Genomic DNA, 16,860 nt, shown 5'->3' with positions numbered 1-16,860 from the left:
CTATCTCCTGTACCGTGCGGCGACCGATTCAATCACCCGGGCCGCCCGAGCGGCTGCGCCCTCGACCTGCCAGAGGTGCCAGTTGGTGGCGCGTTTCCTGGCCTCCTCGAACAGCAGTGGCCACTGCTCGGGGTTGGGATGGTCACGCAGGACCACGGCCAATCCGGCGCGGTCGAGGTTCTGGGCGGTGGCGTCCTGTTCGCCGAAGGGTCGTTCCTGCGGGAAGATGACCGCGGGGGCGCGTGCCACGGCGAGATCGGCCACGGAGTTCTGTCCAGCGGCCGCGATCACCGCGGAGGCTGAACGCAGATAGGGCATGGGGTTTTCCACACGGGCATCCCCGCCGAGCACCGTGGCAGGGGGCCACTGGTATTTATCAATATCATCGCCCCCGGCTCCGCGGAGGATGATCACGTCCCCGCCTGCATCGCCGGTGCGGTGGGCGGGGTCACCCGTGGTCTCCCCGGCCTCCTCTTCGAAGCGTGAGATGCCCCCGACGGTGTGGATCTTGTCCTCAAAACCGATGAGACAGGCCGGTACCGGCACCCAGTCGGGCCACGCGGCGATGATGGCGTCGGCCTGGAGGTAGGACACCTGGTGGGGTCGGTCGTGGCGGAAACCCGGCATGGCGATGGTGACCACCGGGATGCCCATGAGGCGGACGAAGATCGCGATATCCACCGAGCAGTCCACATAGAACACGGACGGTTTGTGTGTGGCGATCCATTCGGCGATGATCGCCAGGCGTTCGGTGTGCCCGGGCACACCGATCGGTGCCCAGTGGACGGTGTTGTTGGCGGTCTCGTCCCTGACCGGTCCGCAGGTGGGGTCGGTGTCGGCGGGCAGGTTGATGTCGGCGCCCGGTGCTGAAGAGAACACCACGGAGCCATCCTTCAGGTGTTTCTGGATGGCCCGCACCCGGTGGAGGTGACCGCTGCCGGCGTGGTGGGCATACATTCCGATCATGAGTAGATCTCCTGTCTGACGGGGTCGGGGGTGCCCGCGACGTGGCGGTACACCTCCAGATAGCGATCGATGAAACTCCCGATGCCGTAGTTGTCCCGTGCAAAACGTGCCACCTGTGCACGGGAGATACGGGATGAGTTCCGGATGGCCCGGGCAAGAGCTCCGACATCACCGGCCGGCACCGCCGGGCACGGGGAGGCGCGCAGCACATCGGCCATTCCCCCGCGGGCAAACGCCGCCACGGGTGTGCCACACGCCATCGCCTCCACGCTGACCAGTCCGAAGGGTTCATCCCAGACCGGGGTGATCACAGCAACCCGGGCATGCCGGACATGGTCGGCCAGCTGCTGGTGGGTCAGGGGGCCGGCCCACTGGATGTCCCCGCCCAGCCGTGGCGCGACCTCCTTCTCGAAGTAGTCGGGGTTTGCGCGACGGCCGATGAGGGTGAGGGGGATACCGGCGCGTCGACAGGCATCAATGGCCAGGTGGGGTGCCTTCTCCGGGACGAGTCGACCGAACCACACGGCATTGTCCCCACCCGGCCCGACCTGCCAGACATCCACGTCCACTGCATTGGGGATCACGCGGGTGCCGGGCAGATCCCAGCTGCGGGCCGTGTGGTGGCTGACGGCGGTGAACAGGCTGCGTGATGTGGGTGCGGCCTCCACCATGCGGTCCACCGGCGGGCAGTGCAGCGTGGTGATCAGGGGCAGCACCTCGGAGCGCAGCAGCTCCGGGTGCAGGCTGTTGTTGTGTACCACGTCGTAGTCGCTGGTCTCGAGGTGGGTGCGCAGCCGGGCGAAGGCGGCGTCCTCCTTGTCACCGTGGCCCGGCGGGTAGGTGTGATCGGTCTGTTCCAGGGGGTTGCTGGCCCAGTCCACGGTGGGGAACTCAAAGTCGCGCACGTGTCCGTGTGACCCGGCGGCGGCGTAGAGGTCAACCTCGTGGCCCTGTCTGCGCAGCCCCTGGACGAGGATGCCGCAGTAGGCCTCGAGCCCTCCGGGATAGGGTTCGACGATGGGATGGCGGCCCGGTGCGACAACGGCTATCTTCATCGCGCACCTGCTGTCACGCTTACGGTCGCGTCTGCTGCCCTGCCGGTCAGGGCGCGGTAGGTGCGGTGGTGTTGGTCGATCGCGTCGGGTATCGGTGCCGGGGGCACGGGGTGGGCGGCCAGGAGCTGCTCCACCACCCGGGCGGCGTCACGGCCGTCGCCGGTGCGGTAGACCGCCACTCCCCCGTCAAGTGGTATCTGCGTGTCATAGCAGCCACAGTCCGGCACGGCCACGCTCACACCCAGGTCGCGGCACATGCGCATCCACCCGGAGTGCGTGCCGCGGGTATAGGGCAGCACCACCACGCGGTGGGCGGCGATGGTGCGGAACAGGGTGGCATCATCCATGGGTGCGTGACGGTGATCGGCGAGCCGCTCCAGCTGTGCATCCGCGCCGTGATGGATGTAGATCTCGGCACCCAGGTCCCGATAGAACCGGGAGTCGGTGACCACATTGGCCCGCACCGATTTCAGGAACACCGCCGGGCGGGTACCCGGGGTGCCGGCGTAGCGGTGCGGGTCGGTGACGATCGCGGGGTGCGCCGTGAGCTGGGGGCGGCGCCCGTAACGCTTCTCGACGATCTCCTGCGCCCCCGTGGACAACGTGAACACCTCAGCGGCCGCGCCGATGAGGATGCCCAGCTGCGCGTGGTAGTCCCCCTGGTCCACCAGATGCGGGTTGTCCAGATCGTGCACGGTGAACACCAGGGGGATGTCGCGTTCGCGGAGGAAACCCACGAAGTCCGTGGTCTGTGCGGGCGTGAGATGCTCAAAACCGAAGTGGAGGTGGACCAGGTCGATCGCGGCGTTATCCGGGTCCTCCCAGAACCCGGCGGTGAAACCCGGGTGGGGCCACCAGCGTCCCGGCTGATCCGGGTCGATCACGGGATCCGGCAGCACAACGATATCCCCCCACCCGTTATCGGGCTGTACCGCCCGCGGATAGGGATGTCCTGCCGGAATCGAGAGCACCGTGCGTATCACCGCACCACCTTCCTGAATGTGATCTGGGTAACGTCTGTCTGTAACATTACCCCTAATGAATACTTCTGCGCCGTCTCCAGAACCCACTGAACCTGCAACCTCCGTTCCCGATCCCCGGCGTCTTCATTACGGGGAGTTCTATCAACTGCGGGCGCCCACACAGGGGTGCGGGATGCCCACTGTAGCCGTGGTGGGCAATTGTCAGGCGGAGTCGCTGCGTATCCTTCTTGATTCCACCTCCCGTGTGGACTCCTTCCGGATCCCCGCCATCCACGAGTGGACAGCGGAGGATGTTGAGCTGATGGGTGATGTCCTCGCCACCACGGATGTGTTGGTGATGCAACCGGTCCGCGATGACTACCGGGGGCTCCCCTCCGGCACCGGGCAACTGGCGGCCCTGCTGCCCGACACCGGTCGCGTGGTGACCTACCCCGTGCTGCGTTTCGACGGACTCATGCCCTACCAGGCGATCGTGCGTTCCCCCGCCGATCCATCGCTTAATCCCCCTGTGGTCCCCTATCACGATCTGCGCCTCCTGGTCGCCGCATCCCGGGGCCTGAATACCCCGGTGGAGGCAACACCGTCGGATGACACCCTGCGTGAGCTGGCGGCGCTGTCCATCGCTGAGCTGCGTACACGTGAGCAGGCACACGACACCGTGGTGGTCTCCGACCACCTGGAGACCAACCCGGTGTGGCACACCATCAACCACCCCGACAACAGCACACTGATCCACATGGCCCACCGGGTGCTGGAGGCCATCGGCATCGAGGGGGAGGTCCGGGACCCCGGCCGCGAACTGCTGGGCAACCTCGATGCGCCGGTGGATCCGCAGGCCGCACGCGCCCTGGGCGTGGAGGTGGAGGGCCGGGAGGCATGGCGCCCCACCCCGGAGACAGATATCACACAGGCCCAGTTGGCCTTCTACCGCGAGCATCCGGAGGTGGTCACAGCAGGTCTGAAACGGCATGCACGACGGCTGGAGATGCTGGGCCTGGTGTGAGGCGACCACCTCAGGATGACGTATGAGAACTTTTGAATAATTCCCGGGCGGTTGAGCGATTACGGGTCCCTGCATCTCGTTTTATTCGAATAGACATGCGGTCAACGAACCGTCATCGCACCGCCGTATTCACCCCGGGGAACATCCTGGATTTGCTAGACTCGCGAGCTACAAGACCGGGAGAGACCCCGGGTGCGTTAAGAGGGGCGATCACATGAACATGACACACCTGATTGTCGGCCCGGCGGAACACGGCGTCACCGAATACGCCCGCCTGCTGGTCGATCACACCGGAGGCACCCCCGCGACCCTGGAGTCCACCCTCCGCCCCGGTCCCGTGCATGTCACCTTCACCGACCATCTATTCGGGTCGGATCCCGAGCAGGCCGTGGATGCGGTCCTGGCCGCGGTGGAGGGCCATCCCTTCTGCGTGTCCTTCCACGATGTGCCCCAGCCGGAGGAGGGTGCTGAACGGTTCGAGCGGCGCAGCCGTGCCTATCGACGCCTGGCGCGGGCAGCTGATCTGGCGGTGACCAACTCCCGCCACGAGGCATCCTTCTTCAACGCCGAGGGCATGAGGGTGCACGCGATCCCCCTGCCCCTGCCGGAGGCACCACCCCCCTCGGTCGCCCCGGTACCCGGCACCGTCGGCGTCCTCGGTTTTATCTACCCCGGCAAGGGGCACGAAACCATCATCGACGCCGCCCATCAGGTCGGTGGCCTCACGGTCCGGGCACTGGGTGGGTTCTCGGCGGGGCATGAGGACATGGAGCTGCCCGGTGTGGACGTCACCGGTTATCTGCCCGATGAGGATCTCTGGGCGCAGATGGACCGCATTGCCATCCCCGTGTGCGCCCACCGGCATTTCTCCGCCTCCGGATCCCTCATGCGGTGGCTGGCGGCCGGTCGCCGCGTGCTGGTCACCGACAGTGACTACGCCCGCGAGGTCGCGGAGCTGTTCCCCGAGCAGGTGGTCACGGTGACCGACTGGCCGGCGGCCCTCGCCGACGCTGCGGCGGATGAGGGGTTTGCTGCGCGCGTCGACAAGCAGCACCGGTGGGGATGGCCGGAGGTGGCCACCGCCTGGCAGGATCTGTGGATCGAGCATTTCGGGCCATGGCTGCGCGGCAATGTCCCACCGGCGGTCGAGGGTGTGGCGCCCGCGCCGGTGAGCGTGGTGATCCCCTATTACAACGACCTCGACTCCCTGCGCCGGGTGGTCGCCGGTGTGGAGAACAACGGCCACGGTTCGGACGTGGAGATCATCATCGCCGACGACGGGTCCACCACCGCCCCCGAGGTCACCACCTCCCTGCCCGTCACCGTGGTGCGCCAGGACGATCTGGGATTCCGCGCGGCAGCCGCCCGCAACCTCGGTGTCCGCTCCGCACGCCATGAGGTGGTGGTGTTCCTCGACGGTGACACCGTCCCCTGCCCGGGTTATCTCACCGCCATGAGCCGGTGGGTGACCGCCGATCCCCGGTGCGTGGTGGTGGGCACCCGCCTGCAGGACGGGGTGGAACCGCAGTGGCTTAACGACGCCTGGGGGTATACCGACCATCTCCGCCTGGCGGATGAGACCTCGTTCCGTTTCATCATCTCCTCGGTGTTGGCGACCTCGAAGACGATGTTTGACAAGGTCGGCGGTTTCGACGAGACGATGGTCGGCTACGGCGGCGAGGACTGGGAACTGGGGTGGCGGCTGTGGAATGCCGGTGCGATCTTCCTGCACGACCCGGAAGCCATCGCCGACCACCTGGAACCGGACTGGGCCGCACGCGGGAAACCGGAGGAGATGAAACTGGCGGAGAAGAACGCCGAGACCATCGCCCTGGCCTCACGCATCACCCACCCCATCGCCCGCCCCGCCGGTGTGGTCTTCGACCGCCAGGACATCATCGTCCATCTCCCCGCCGACACCCCCGAACCCGTGGTGAAGGCCTGGCTCGATGCCGGTGATGTGCACGTGACGGGACCGACCTCCCGGTTGTTCCGTGCCGATCCCCGCGTGGGACCCGGCACCGGCCGGGTGCGCATCGACCTGGATCAGCCCCTGCTGCCCCCGGCGGATCTGCCCGCACGGGTGGCCCGGGCGGAGAAACTCGGCGGCCTGGCGATCCTGCGCCACAACAATCAGGATGTCGGACGCATCCGCGCCGAACGCGTGGTCAACCGCAGCCCCGGCATCATCCACACGCAGATGCACCCGTGGACCGGGACACAACGGCTGGAGCGATGGCTGGCGGGCTGGTAGCTGATTCCTTCTGGGCCCGAGCTGGTTTTCTACCGACTAACACGCTTGGCCGGTTGATTCTTAGAGGCTGAGGGCCGTGGAGCTTCTTGCGCCCCGGTAACGCGATCAGTGACGAAGCGTCCGGTGACTGCGCTTCGTTGTATGCTGCCCGATACTCGGTAGACTCCGTTGCCCATATTCTGAAAGCTTCTTGCTGACTGCTTCGTCATTGGGTTCTCCTTCTGCTGAACTTTTAGTTTACTGCGCATCATGTAAAAAGACGCCTTTTGCAAGACGGATGCCCCAGGCTTCGGCAAGATCAGCAACCGCGCCTTCCCAGAAGATCCCGAGTTTTTCATAACTACTCACCGGTTTCGGTAAACCTACCGTCAGCACAGCGTTGGTAACGAGAGGAAGTGCCAAATGGGGTTTTGGGGTACCGGGATTCCGGGGATCGTGGTACCCCATTCTGATCCAGTGGTACCGCAGGTAGAAATAAAGGTGGCGGCTACAGCACATCCGCTGATAGCCGTGACACGCCCCCTTACTTCCATGGAGGAACCATGGCTTCTACCCGGGACATCATCACCGCAGTCCTATTCGGTGATTCCTATACCACCATCAGCACCAGGCTGAAATGCTCGCGCAGAGACATCTCCGCAGCGCATAAGCTCATCGACGCCCATCAGATCACGCTGCACTCACTGAGCCAGATCACCGATGAGGAACTCGAGGAGTGGAAAAATCCCCTCCGTGGGCTGCCGCAAGAATCGAAGTACCTGGCACCAGACTTTGCCACCACCTTGCACCGGCTGAAAACCAATCCGCATCACACCCTCCTGCTGGACTGGCGCTACTACCTCGTCGAAGCAGGCAGTGCAGCTAAACAGCCCTATTCCTACTCGCATTACTGCCAGCGTTTCCATGCCTATGTCGACGCCCATGACCTCTACCGCACGCTGCATCACCAGCCAGGACGCACGATGCAGGTTGATTGGGCAGGCGATACCATCAAGATCACCGACCGGATCACCGGCCAGGCACGCAAGGTGCATTTCTTCACCGCGGTTTTGCCGTACTCATCGATGATGTATGTCCACCCCAGTTTCACCATGGATATCAAGGCCTGGCTGAATTGCCATATCGCTGCACTGCGCTACTTCGGCGGGGCCCCGTTTGTCCTGGTCCCTGACAATGACACCGCAGCGATCTACCGGCCGAAGAAAAACGACCCCGCCCGTGCCGTGAGTGCTGAGTATGAAGCATTGGCCAAGTTCTACAACACTGCCGTGATGCCGACTGATGTCCGAGCCCCGAAACAAAAGGCCGGGGTGGAACGATCCGTTCAAATCGCCTACAGCCGCATCCTGGGGGTGCTGGAAATGGAAGGCCCCTTCCACAGCATCGACCAGATTGAGGACATCGTTGCTGATCAGGTCCATGAGATCAACTACGACATCGTCCGGGTAGATGGGACACGCAGGAACGAGCAATTCCAGGCTGAAGAACGCCACCTGCTGATCCCACTGCCGGATCAGGACTACACCTCCTATGAGTGGAAGGAGCTAAAAGTCCAGCGCAACTACCATATTTCCTGCGATAAGCAGTACTACTCGGTGCCCTGGAAACTTGTGGGATCCACCGTCAAAGCCCGGTTATCCAACACCGACATCACGGTCTTTGCCGGAGATCAGGTTGTGGCTACGCACCGTCGACTCCATGGGCGCTTCGGGCAATATTCCACCCACGCCGATCATGTCCCACCAGCACACCTGGATACTGCAGAGTTGTGGAGTGACCAGTGGTTTATCAACCAGGCACGCCTGGTTGGTCCCGCGACCACCACGGTGATCGAGATGATGATGTCAAGCCCCGGGTTTTGTAGAGGGTCATTTACTTAAATATCAGGCCGCTTGAGCCTGACGTTTCGTCCAGTCCTGGTGTACCTCCCGCGGCGGTCGGTAATCCACAGACGAGTGCAGCCGGCGACTGTTGTACCACCCGATCCACCTTGAGGATTCCACGAGCACATCCGTTAAGGACGGCCAGATCTGCCGATCAATAAGCTCAGCTTTGAACACTGAGTTCAACGCCTCTGCCATGGCATTATCGTAGGAATCACCACGTGATCCAACCGAAGCAACGACGTCAGATTCTGCCAGGGTTTCACCGTAGACAATGCTGCGGTATTGCACTCCACGATCCGAGTGATGAATCAACCCGGAAACGTCCTCACCAGCGCGAAGACGGGCAGATAACCCCATATCGAGTGCATCCCTAGCCAAGGATGCCCGCATGTGATTGGTGATCTGCCAACCGACGATCTCTCGTGAAAAGGCGTCCAACACAAAAGCGGCATATACCCAGCCCTGCGAGGTTGAGATATAGGTAATGTCCGCGACCCACAGCTTGTTCGGTGCATCCACCTCGAAGTCCCGGTCGACCAGATCCACTGGACAATCACCGGCATCTGCGCTGCGTGTGGAGGGTTTCTTCTTCCTTCGTCGGATCCCTCTAAGCCCTTCGATCGCCATGAGTCGTTCCACGGTGCAGCGGGCAACATGGCCAAGGTGGCCTTCACGGTTGATCGCCGCCCACATTTTACGAACCCCGTAACAGGAATAGTTATCCTCGAAAATTTGATGCAACGACTGGCTGATCTGTTTATCCCGGATAGATCTGGCTGATGCTGGCCTGGATTTGAAAGCGTAATAGGTGCTCAGGGCAATTTTCGCAGACGTATTGCGTAACGCCCGCACGATTGGCTCGACCCCGAATTGAGCACGGTAGGTGTCAATGAATTTGACGATTATTTGTGTGGGCGGTCGAGCTCCGCCGCGAAAAAAGCTGAGGCTTTCTTGAGGATGTCGTTGGCGCGTTTGGCTTCTGCTAGTTCTGCCCTTAGCCTGCGGTTTTCAGCTTCGAGGTCAACGGATTGTGCTGGGGTGTCCAGGCCGGTGTCTTTGTGCTTGCGGACCCAGACACGCAGTGCTTCTTTCGAGACGCCGAGTTCGTCAGCGACTCTCCTGACGGCCCCGTGGGCGGTGTCGGGATTAGCTTGGGCGTGGATGACGAGTTCGACGGCGCGTTGTTTAAGTTCGTCGGTGTATTTGATGGGCATGCGAGGGTTTCCTTTGAGGGTGTCAAGATTTTTGTGTGTGGGGCTCCTGGATTTAAATATTAAAGGTAAGCCTCAAAGCGGTCCGGGAACGCCACCGCCATCTGATTAATCGCCTGCTTCCAGTTGGCGACCTTGCGGCCCTCGATCAACCGGCCGCTGCTAGCAGCCACCCGTTTTCCCTGCTTAGCGCGTTTCGCCGCCCGCTTGTCCTCGATATTGCAGATCATCAACCACAAGGTTTTAATCGCGGACTCATCATTGGTGAACTGCACCCGGTTCCGGGTGGCTTTCCGCAGCTCATTGTTCATCGATTCGATCGAGTTCGTCGTATAAATCACCTTTCTCGCCATCGGCGGGAACTGCAAAAATGGGATGAACCGATCCCAGGCATCACGCCACACCTTCGCCGATTGTGGGTACTTCACTCCCAGTTCAGATGCCTCGAATTCCTCCAACGCCGCGATAGCGGTGTCCTCGGTGGGGGCCGTGTAAATCTTCCTCAACTGCGCCGACACGGCCTTGCGATCGCCGTAGGCCACCCACCGGTTCGCCGCCCGGATCAGGTGCACGACACAGGTCTGGACCATGGAATCAGGCCAGGTGGCCTCCACCGCCTGTGGCAGGCCCTTGAGCCCATCACAGCAGACAATAAAGACGTCCTGGACTCCCCGGGTGGCGAGGTTGGCACACACATTCGCCCAGAACGACGCTCCTTCTTCCTTCGCCAACCAGATCCCTAAGATGTGCTTGATCCCGTCCATATCCACCCCGATGGCCAGGTAGACGGACTTGTTGACCACCCGGCCCCCGTCACGGACTTTGATGCGTAACGCATCGAGGAAGATCACCGGGTAGAAGTCATCAAGTTGGCGGTTTTGCCAGATCATGACCTCATCCAAGACGGCATCGGTGATCGCGGAGATTGTTTCATGGGAGATATCAACACCCATGGAGGTGATCATGTGGTGTTGGATATCTCGCACGGTCATCCCGCCCGCATACAAGCTGATGATCATATCGTCGACGTCGGTGAGCCGGCGGGAGCCTTTGGGCACCATGGTCGGTAGGAAGGAGCCGTTGCGGTCCCTGGGGACAGCAACATCGATGGGACCGTAGTTGGAGTCCACGCGTTTGGGGTAGTACCCGTTGCGGTGATTTCCCTGGCCAGCGGCTGTTTTCCCATCCCGATCACTATGCCCGTAGCCGAGGTGGGCATCCATTTCCGCGTTCAAACCACGGTTAATTGACGCCTGTAACAGGCCCCGGACGAGGTCATTGGCATCGGTGGTGGACGTGCCGAGCTCATCGATGAGCTTTGCCATTTCTGGGTTGGCTAGGAGCTTTTCCTCGATTGCTTTGATCCGTGCGGAATCTGCTGGGTCTTGTTTAGCCACGGTGGTCATTATGGTTTATCTCCTTGATGTGAGGGGAGTCCCTCACACACAAACCATTAGACACTCTCTTTCCTTTTCCAATTTCCTACCCTCCATTAAACCCGGGGCATAACATGATCAATCGGCACGCCCATCATGCCCATGGCTGGTTGGACTGCCAAAACATCCTGAAAACGCTGGGCGGGAAAAGCCGCAGCGGGTTGGAACAGGCCTGCCAAGAGCTTCTTGATGCTGATCTGTACCCGACGTATTCGGTGATCAAAAAGCTGCAGTCATCGATTATCACCAACCGCGATACCCACAAACGCAGCGTTGCTGGATCTGCGCCGACGCCGGCTCCTGATCTGGTGAAACCACAACCAGTCCAGGATCTGGATACGGGTGTGTTTCTGCGCTCATCCAGCGCCTATGAGGTCGATGATATTCCGTCTTTGTCTTTTGATGATGAGCAGGAGGGCAACCAGTGACACTGTTTAATGATGATGATCACGCGTTGTTTCGCAGTCTGCGGGCCAGTAGCTTGGCTAGGGCCTTTGAAGAGATCGTCACCGCCAACATCGATGACGATAATCCTGATGTGCTAACCCCGGAGGAGGCGTTTCGGTTGGCTGGCCAGCAGGTGGCCAGGGATCGAGAGGCTAAACGTATTTCCGAGGCGATTAGGAAAGCGAGGTTTCCTATTATGGATGCCTCGATCGCGGAAATTCGCTATGAACAGGGTCGAAATCTTAATCCGATGACGATGAAGCGTCTGGGTAATCATGATTGGGGTGCAGATCCGACCAACTTGTTGATCTTGTCGCCGACGGGGTCCGGGAAGACGTATCTGACCTGTGCGGTGGGGATTTCTGCGTGCCATAACGGCTATTCGGTGGCGTATTGGCGCATGGATGATCTGGCTAGGCGTTTGGCGGTCACTCGGATCGACACGTTGGAACACGAGGACATGCTGGCAGGCTTGTTTGGTGTTGATGTGTTGATTCTGGATGATTTTCTCACCGTGGGTGTTGATGAACGCACTGCAAGTGACCTGTTTGCGATTCTAGCGAATCGGGAGAATATTCACGCAACGATCATCGGGTCGCAGTCGACTCCGGGGCATTGGTTGGATGTGTTACCGGATAAGAACTCCGGGGATTCCATTGTCAACCGTTTATCGAGATCGTCTCGCAAGATCACCTTAGGCACGGTGGATATGCGTGAGATCACCAGTCGGGAGCGGATCGCTGCCCACGATGGTCAGTAGCTAAAAGCACGGCCCTGTCCCTGATGCTGGCGGGTTTCCTGTTTTTGAGGGAGCCTGCCGGTACCACGGGATCAGAACGCAGTACCAGTGCTCCGGAATTGCAGTACCATTTCACCCCATTTGGCAGGAAGGAAAGGGTGCGTCACAGAAAGCGGCACCGCTAGTACAGAAAGCCATCTTCGACCCCCACGGGCTTCAAGGTTCTTGAACAACAGCGCGTCAACTCCCAGGGCCTGGCCGGCAATCCATTCGCTGTCATGCCCTGTTTCCACCATCCTCAGCGCCGACTGATCATGATATGTCCGATCTTGCGATGCCCATCTGATGAGGTGTTTTTCACCATCGGATATCCATAAAGACAGATCGATTTTGTCGGTTTGAAAAACCGTTTTCAGTCGTTGCGCATCCCGACTCAGGTTTTTCACGTACTCCCGTTGTCTTTCATGGAAATCTCTCTCATGGACCTCCCATATCGCCCTGCACCTGTTTTGAGGGCTGTGGTAATACTCCTCTTCGACATGGACAAGTTCACGGATGATCTGAGCCGCATCGGCATGATCCTGCAACAGGATGGGTTCTAACCCGATGGCTTTCCATTGACTGCTGAGGGCATCCTGGATTAGCTCGAACCCCGATTTCGAGACACCGAAGGCTTCTCTCGCCAACAGCACAAACGCCGAATGGTGATCGGGTTTCTCCCGCAGCGCTCTATGGAGCCATTGACGGAGATCCGGGTCCCGGTACGAAGTACCTGCAATGATCAACGCGCCCTTCGCTACCGCCGCGGTCAGATAGTCGATTTGCCAAGAATTCGTGCATTCAATGAGATTCGCGAAATCCGTGAGCGTGAGAACAACGCTGTCCACGTCCTGAGGCGTTATAACACCGTGAAGATGATGAACGACATTGCCCGAAACATCTGCTGATGCTCTGGTTACTGATGTCGCTTTCTCGTGGGCTTCCCTTTCGAGTGCGATTTCCAGCAGATTGTCGAAGTTCAGCGTCACAAGGCTGGTGGATTGCTCATTCTCGAGGAAATGGGCCACCACCGCCAAGTGGAGTGGGGAGGGAGATAGGGAGTCAAGCGAATCAAGGCCCTGATACAGAGCCATCTGTAACTGATAGTCCCACGATTTCCCTGCTGCCACCTTTGCTGCTTCTACAACGATCAGCGGATCCTGACGGGCAAGAAGCATTTTAACCATGTCTCCATCAGACACAGCTTTGCTCGTCGACAACAACCGACTGGCGAAAGTATCCCAGTCGGGCAACCCTGAGGTCACTGATGCCCCTGCACCCAGCAAAATAGTGGAATGCTTCATTGCCCCGGACGATTGGAATTTCTCCATTACCGCAGAAGTGATATCGGGTGCGCTCATGCAGTCGATTATGGCACGTGACGCGCACTTCCACTCCTGTGTTGATCAACCAAGGGGCCCCTTGTCCAGCGCCCAGCTGGCACAACTACCGCAGCTCCCAAGGCTTCCTCGACGAGGTAACAAAGGCCTACTTCAACGCCACGTGTGAGCGTGCCTTCCACTCGTGCAGCTGCTCGCCCTGCTCCTGCCAGTGGGAATAGAGACCGGAGACGGTGCCGTCGATGAGCACGGCCTCCAGGCACTGACGCAGACGCTCCCGCATCTCCGGGGTCTGCAGCGCGGTGGCATCGACATCCCCACCCTCCTCCGGCTGGTTGCCGGCGGCCAGGTGTGCCAGTGCGATGATCATCGCGCCCTGATCCTTCTCGATGTAGCGGTTGCCCGAATCCGGCAGCAGCTCATCCAGGTAGAGCTCATCATTGCGCAGGTCCGCCAGGACCTCCTGGGCTTCTTCATTGTCAAAGGGGCCGGTGTTCCAGATATCCATGCGGGATAGACTACCGGGCCGGGTCGGGTGCCTGCAGTATTGGATCCGTCGACAAGCACAAAAGCTAACCCCTGGCCCCGGGGGCCTGCCGTGACGGATGGGGGTTATTTGATGCGGGTGAGGATCTCCGCGATGAGCCGGTCTGCCTGGGCTCGCAGGTTCTCGACGGGGCCGTTGTTGTCGATGACGATGTCGGCGGCCTTGAGGCGGATCTCATCGGGGACCTGGGAGGCGATGCGTCGCCGGACGTCATCCTCCTCCAGACCGCGTTTTGCCACGAGCCGCCGCACCCGCTCGTCCTCCTCCACATCAACGACCACCACGAGATCCATCGTGCGGTCAAGGCCCTTGTCCACCAGCAGGGGCATGTCGTAGACCGCGGCCTTCGTGCCGGCCGCCTCCGCCTCGGCGAACCTGCGGGCGGTCTCCTCCGCGATGCGGGGGTGGGTGATGGAATTGAGCAGAGCGGTCTGCTCGGAACTGACAAACGCCTTGGCCGCGAGGCCCGGGCGGTTGAGGGTGCCGTCGGGGTTGAGGATGTCCTCCCCGAACGCCTCGACCAGCTCGGCGAGAGCCGGCTGGCCGGGTTCGACGATATCGCGGGCGATCGCGTCGGCGTCGATGATGAGGAAGCCTTCAGCTGACAAAAGATCGGCAACGGTTGATTTACCGCTGCCGATCCCTCCGGTTAATCCAATGCGCAACATGCGCCCCAGATTAGTGCCTAAACGACGATCATGTGGATTTCAGGAGGTCTACTCCTTGCCCGTGACCGTGATGATGCTGGTGGAGGCATCCACACTCTGCGCCGGGTGCCCCTCGACGGAGCCGAACTTCTGAGCGTTGGTCACCACCACCGGGGTGATCAGCGGCAGACCCTTGGCCCGGATGAACTCCGGATCGAAGGTGATCAGCTTGTCACCGGCACTCACCTGCTGTTTGCGCTCGACGTGGACCTCGAAGCCCTTGCCCTCGAGCTGGACGGTGTCCAGGCCGACGTGGATGAGCAGTTCCACACCGGAGTCCAGGCGTAGGCCGACGGCGTGACCGGATTTCTGGACGGTGAGCACCGTGGCATCGGCCGGTGCGACCACCACATTGCCGGTCGGTTCGATGGCGACACCGGGGCCCAGTTTCTCAGCGGCGAAGATCGGGTCGGGCACCTCGGACAGGGGCACGGCGGTGCCCTCCAGCGGTGCGGTGAGTTCAGCGGTCTCACCGGCGGCGAGCACCCTGCGGGTGGTGGCAGCGGCTGGTGCGGTGGCGGTCGTAGTCGCGGTTGCGGTAGCTGCGGTTGCGGCACCGGAGGCAGCTGGTGCATCGGTGGCTGCGGCGGCAGCGGCCGGGGAGGTGGGGGTCTCCCCTGCCTCGGCGGCCCGGGTGGCCTCCAGCTGCGCCTTGACCTCTGCACGCTCATCAGCGGAGCGGTAGTCGAAGAAAAGCACCAGGAGCATGGAGGTGAAGAAGGCCGCGGCGATACCGATGGTGTAACCCAGCCATGGATCCATCGCCGGGATGGTCAGCAGGGAGGTGAACACGAAGGCGTAGGCCTTGATGTCGAAGATGCCCATGACCACACCGCCGACGAAACAACCCGGCAGGAGACGGAAGTAGGTCTTCTTGAAGCGCAGCAGCACACCGTAGAGGGATGGTTCGGAGATACCACCGAGCAGACCGGCGAGCATACCGCCCAGGGACACCTGGCGCATGGCCTTGTTGCGTTCCTTGATGGCGAGGATGAAGACACCGGTGACCAGACCGAAGCAGGCGAAGTTCCAGGCACCCATGGGGCCCTGGATGAAGTCATAACCCAGGGTGTTGATGTTCTGGATCATGATGGCGTTGAGTGGCCAGTGCAGACCCAGCGGCACCAGGAACGGGTACAGCAGCGGGATCACGATGGAGAGGATGAACGGGCTGAAGTTGTTGATGCTCTCCAGCATGGTGGAGATGCCGTTACCCACGCCGATACCGAAGGGTCCGAGCAGGAATGCGGTGGCCGGGATCATGATCAGCAGGGAGAAGAACGGCACGAACACCATCTGTACGGCATCGGGGATGATCTTCTTCAGCAGCTTCTCCACCCAGTACAGGCCAATGGCGGCGATCAGGGGTGGGAAGACCTGGCCGGAGTAGTCATTGATGACCATGGGCAGACCGAAGACGGTGACGGTGTCACCGGCGGAGCCCAGTGCCAGGAACTCGGGGGTGAGCAGCGCGGCCGGGATGGCGGCACCGACCCACTCGTTGGCGCCGAGTTTACGGGCGGCGGTCGCACCGACCATGATCGGCAGGAAGTAGAACACCGAACGCCACATGGAGTGCAGGAACACGTAGGTGTCCGGCTGCTCATCCATCGGGGCGCGGAAGTCCTGGAGTCCGAAGGTGTCGGCCAGGACCAGGAGGGTGATGATCAGCGAGGCACCGAGCAGAGCCCACAGGATCGGACGGAAGGTGTCGGAGAGGAACTCGAAACCGTAGTCCACCCAGGAGTACTTGCCCCGCACACCGCCGTATTCCTTGGAGCCGGCGGCGGGTGCGGCCTCACCGTCGCGGAAGCCCTGCATGCCGTCGAGCTTGAGGATCTCCTGGTAGTAGTTGGCCACGGATCCACCCATGACCACCTGCATGCCGGTGGAGCCCTGGGGCACGACACCGAGCACGGCGGGATCGGAATCCAGTGCCGACTGGTCCACTGCCGACTGGTCCTTGACCTGGACACGCAGGCGGGTGGCGCAGTGAGTCATCGAGGTGATGTTCTCCGGCCCACCAAGGTTATCCAGGATGTGTTGCGATGTCGTCGTCACTTTAGACGCCATGTCAAACCTTTCTGAACGCGTGGGTCCCGGTGTGTCGACTGGGTATGTCAACGCGCCCTGGATCCAACTACGAGACGGGGCTGGTCAGGACCGGGGGTCGGTCCGCCAGCGCCTACCGGCTGCCTCGGGTGGAGTGATCATGGATGGATCATCACCTGCGTTGATGACCTGCGA

General features: G+C 61.3%; 16 protein-coding genes and 1 other annotated feature. Of the genes, 5 read left to right on the top strand and 11 right to left on the bottom strand.

Going from position 1 to position 16,860, the window contains the following annotated elements:
- From CE_RS07380 to CE_RS07370, 3 genes are read right to left on the bottom strand one after another with little or no spacing between them, the layout of a single operon-like run.
- Nucleotides 1-966, bottom strand: a complete 966-nt coding sequence (locus tag CE_RS07380; RefSeq protein WP_006770386.1) for a glycosyltransferase — start codon at nucleotides 964-966, stop codon at nucleotides 1-3.
- On the bottom strand, nucleotides 963-2,021 hold the full coding sequence (locus CE_RS07375) for a glycosyltransferase family 4 protein (RefSeq protein ID WP_006770385.1): 1,059 nt from the start codon (nucleotides 2,019-2,021) through the stop codon (nucleotides 963-965). Before CE_RS07375 ends, CE_RS07380 begins: the two co-directional genes overlap by 4 nt.
- Nucleotides 2,018-2,920, bottom strand: coding sequence for a hypothetical protein (locus CE_RS07370; protein ID WP_006770384.1), 903 nt, complete (start codon nucleotides 2,918-2,920; stop codon nucleotides 2,018-2,020). The genes CE_RS07375 and CE_RS07370 overlap by 4 nt, the downstream gene beginning before the upstream one ends.
- Before the next feature lie 256 nt (nucleotides 2,921-3,176).
- On the opposite strand from CE_RS07370, the gene CE_RS07365 reads away from it, so the two are divergent.
- Both CE_RS07365 and CE_RS07360 read left to right on the top strand, forming a co-directional pair.
- Entirely contained in the window at nucleotides 3,177-4,007 is an 831-nt protein-coding gene (locus tag CE_RS07365) for a WcbI family polysaccharide biosynthesis putative acetyltransferase (protein WP_006770382.1), read from the top strand.
- A 214-nt stretch (nucleotides 4,008-4,221) separates the two neighbouring features.
- Nucleotides 4,222-6,261: a glycosyltransferase gene (locus CE_RS07360; RefSeq protein ID WP_006770381.1), complete on the top strand. Its 2,040-nt coding sequence runs from the start codon at nucleotides 4,222-4,224 to the stop codon at nucleotides 6,259-6,261.
- Nucleotides 6,262-6,498: 237 nt separating this feature from the next.
- Here CE_RS07360 and CE_RS15360 read toward each other — a convergent pair whose 3' ends face one another.
- Entirely contained in the window at nucleotides 6,499-6,663 is a 165-nt protein-coding gene (locus CE_RS15360; protein ID WP_156060063.1) for a hypothetical protein, read from the bottom strand.
- Nucleotides 6,664-6,803: 140 nt separating this feature from the next.
- Here CE_RS15360 and istA point away from each other — a divergent pair, with 140 nt between their 5' ends.
- Nucleotides 6,804-8,141, top strand: a complete 1,338-nt coding sequence (istA, locus tag CE_RS07350) for an IS21 family transposase (protein ID WP_011075351.1) — start codon at nucleotides 6,804-6,806, stop codon at nucleotides 8,139-8,141.
- 3 nt (nucleotides 8,142-8,144) lie between these two features.
- Here istA and CE_RS07345 read toward each other — a convergent pair whose 3' ends face one another.
- The 3 genes from CE_RS07345 to CE_RS07335 form a co-directional block, all read right to left on the bottom strand.
- Nucleotides 8,145-9,038: an IS3 family transposase gene (locus CE_RS07345; RefSeq protein WP_231844070.1), complete on the bottom strand. Its 894-nt coding sequence runs from the start codon at nucleotides 9,036-9,038 to the stop codon at nucleotides 8,145-8,147.
- Nucleotides 8,961-9,089 (bottom strand) — a sequence feature (AL1L pseudoknot). (Overlaps the previous gene by 78 nt.)
- Nucleotides 9,050-9,361, bottom strand: coding sequence for a transposase (locus CE_RS07340; protein WP_006770565.1), 312 nt, complete (start codon nucleotides 9,359-9,361; stop codon nucleotides 9,050-9,052). Its footprint overlaps the feature before it by 40 nt.
- A gap of 59 nt (nucleotides 9,362-9,420) precedes the next feature.
- The gene (locus CE_RS07335) at nucleotides 9,421-10,764 is read right to left on the bottom strand and encodes an IS256 family transposase (RefSeq protein ID WP_011074885.1); all 1,344 of its coding nucleotides are present in this window, start codon (nucleotides 10,762-10,764) and stop codon (nucleotides 9,421-9,423) included.
- A 104-nt stretch (nucleotides 10,765-10,868) separates the two neighbouring features.
- On the opposite strand from CE_RS07335, the gene CE_RS07330 reads away from it, so the two are divergent.
- Together CE_RS07330 and CE_RS07325 are read left to right on the top strand one after the other, a co-directional pair.
- Nucleotides 10,869-11,222: a hypothetical protein gene (locus CE_RS07330; protein WP_011075458.1), complete on the top strand. Its 354-nt coding sequence runs from the start codon at nucleotides 10,869-10,871 to the stop codon at nucleotides 11,220-11,222.
- Nucleotides 11,219-12,001, top strand: a complete 783-nt coding sequence (locus tag CE_RS07325) for an ATP-binding protein (protein WP_011074950.1) — start codon at nucleotides 11,219-11,221, stop codon at nucleotides 11,999-12,001. The genes CE_RS07330 and CE_RS07325 overlap by 4 nt, the downstream gene beginning before the upstream one ends.
- Before the next feature lie 71 nt (nucleotides 12,002-12,072).
- Here CE_RS07325 and CE_RS07320 read toward each other — a convergent pair whose 3' ends face one another.
- The 4 genes from CE_RS07320 to CE_RS07305 all read right to left on the bottom strand — a co-directional run bounded on the left by CE_RS07320 (nucleotide 12,073) and on the right by CE_RS07305 (nucleotide 16,686).
- Nucleotides 12,073-13,380, bottom strand: a complete 1,308-nt coding sequence (locus CE_RS07320; RefSeq protein WP_143758442.1) for an SIR2 family NAD-dependent protein deacylase — start codon at nucleotides 13,378-13,380, stop codon at nucleotides 12,073-12,075.
- A gap of 127 nt (nucleotides 13,381-13,507) precedes the next feature.
- Nucleotides 13,508-13,867 carry a DUF4259 domain-containing protein gene (locus CE_RS07315; RefSeq protein WP_006769421.1) on the bottom strand — a complete coding sequence of 120 codons (360 nt, stop codon included), beginning with the start codon at nucleotides 13,865-13,867 and terminating at the stop codon, nucleotides 13,508-13,510.
- 104 nt (nucleotides 13,868-13,971) lie between these two features.
- Nucleotides 13,972-14,574 (bottom strand): dephospho-CoA kinase, encoded by a 603-nt coding sequence (gene coaE / locus CE_RS07310; RefSeq protein WP_006769420.1) that lies wholly within the window; start codon nucleotides 14,572-14,574, stop codon nucleotides 13,972-13,974.
- Nucleotides 14,575-14,622: 48 nt separating this feature from the next.
- Complete coding sequence (locus CE_RS07305; protein WP_006769419.1) at nucleotides 14,623-16,686, bottom strand: glucose PTS transporter subunit IIA; 2,064 nt, start codon at nucleotides 16,684-16,686, stop codon at nucleotides 14,623-14,625.
- Nucleotides 16,687-16,860 lie beyond the last annotated feature (174 nt).

This window comes from Corynebacterium efficiens YS-314 (genome assembly GCF_000011305.1).
Classification (GTDB): Bacteria; Actinomycetota; Actinomycetes; order Mycobacteriales; family Mycobacteriaceae; genus Corynebacterium; species Corynebacterium efficiens.
This window is presented reverse-complemented; position numbering and strand designations above follow the sequence as displayed.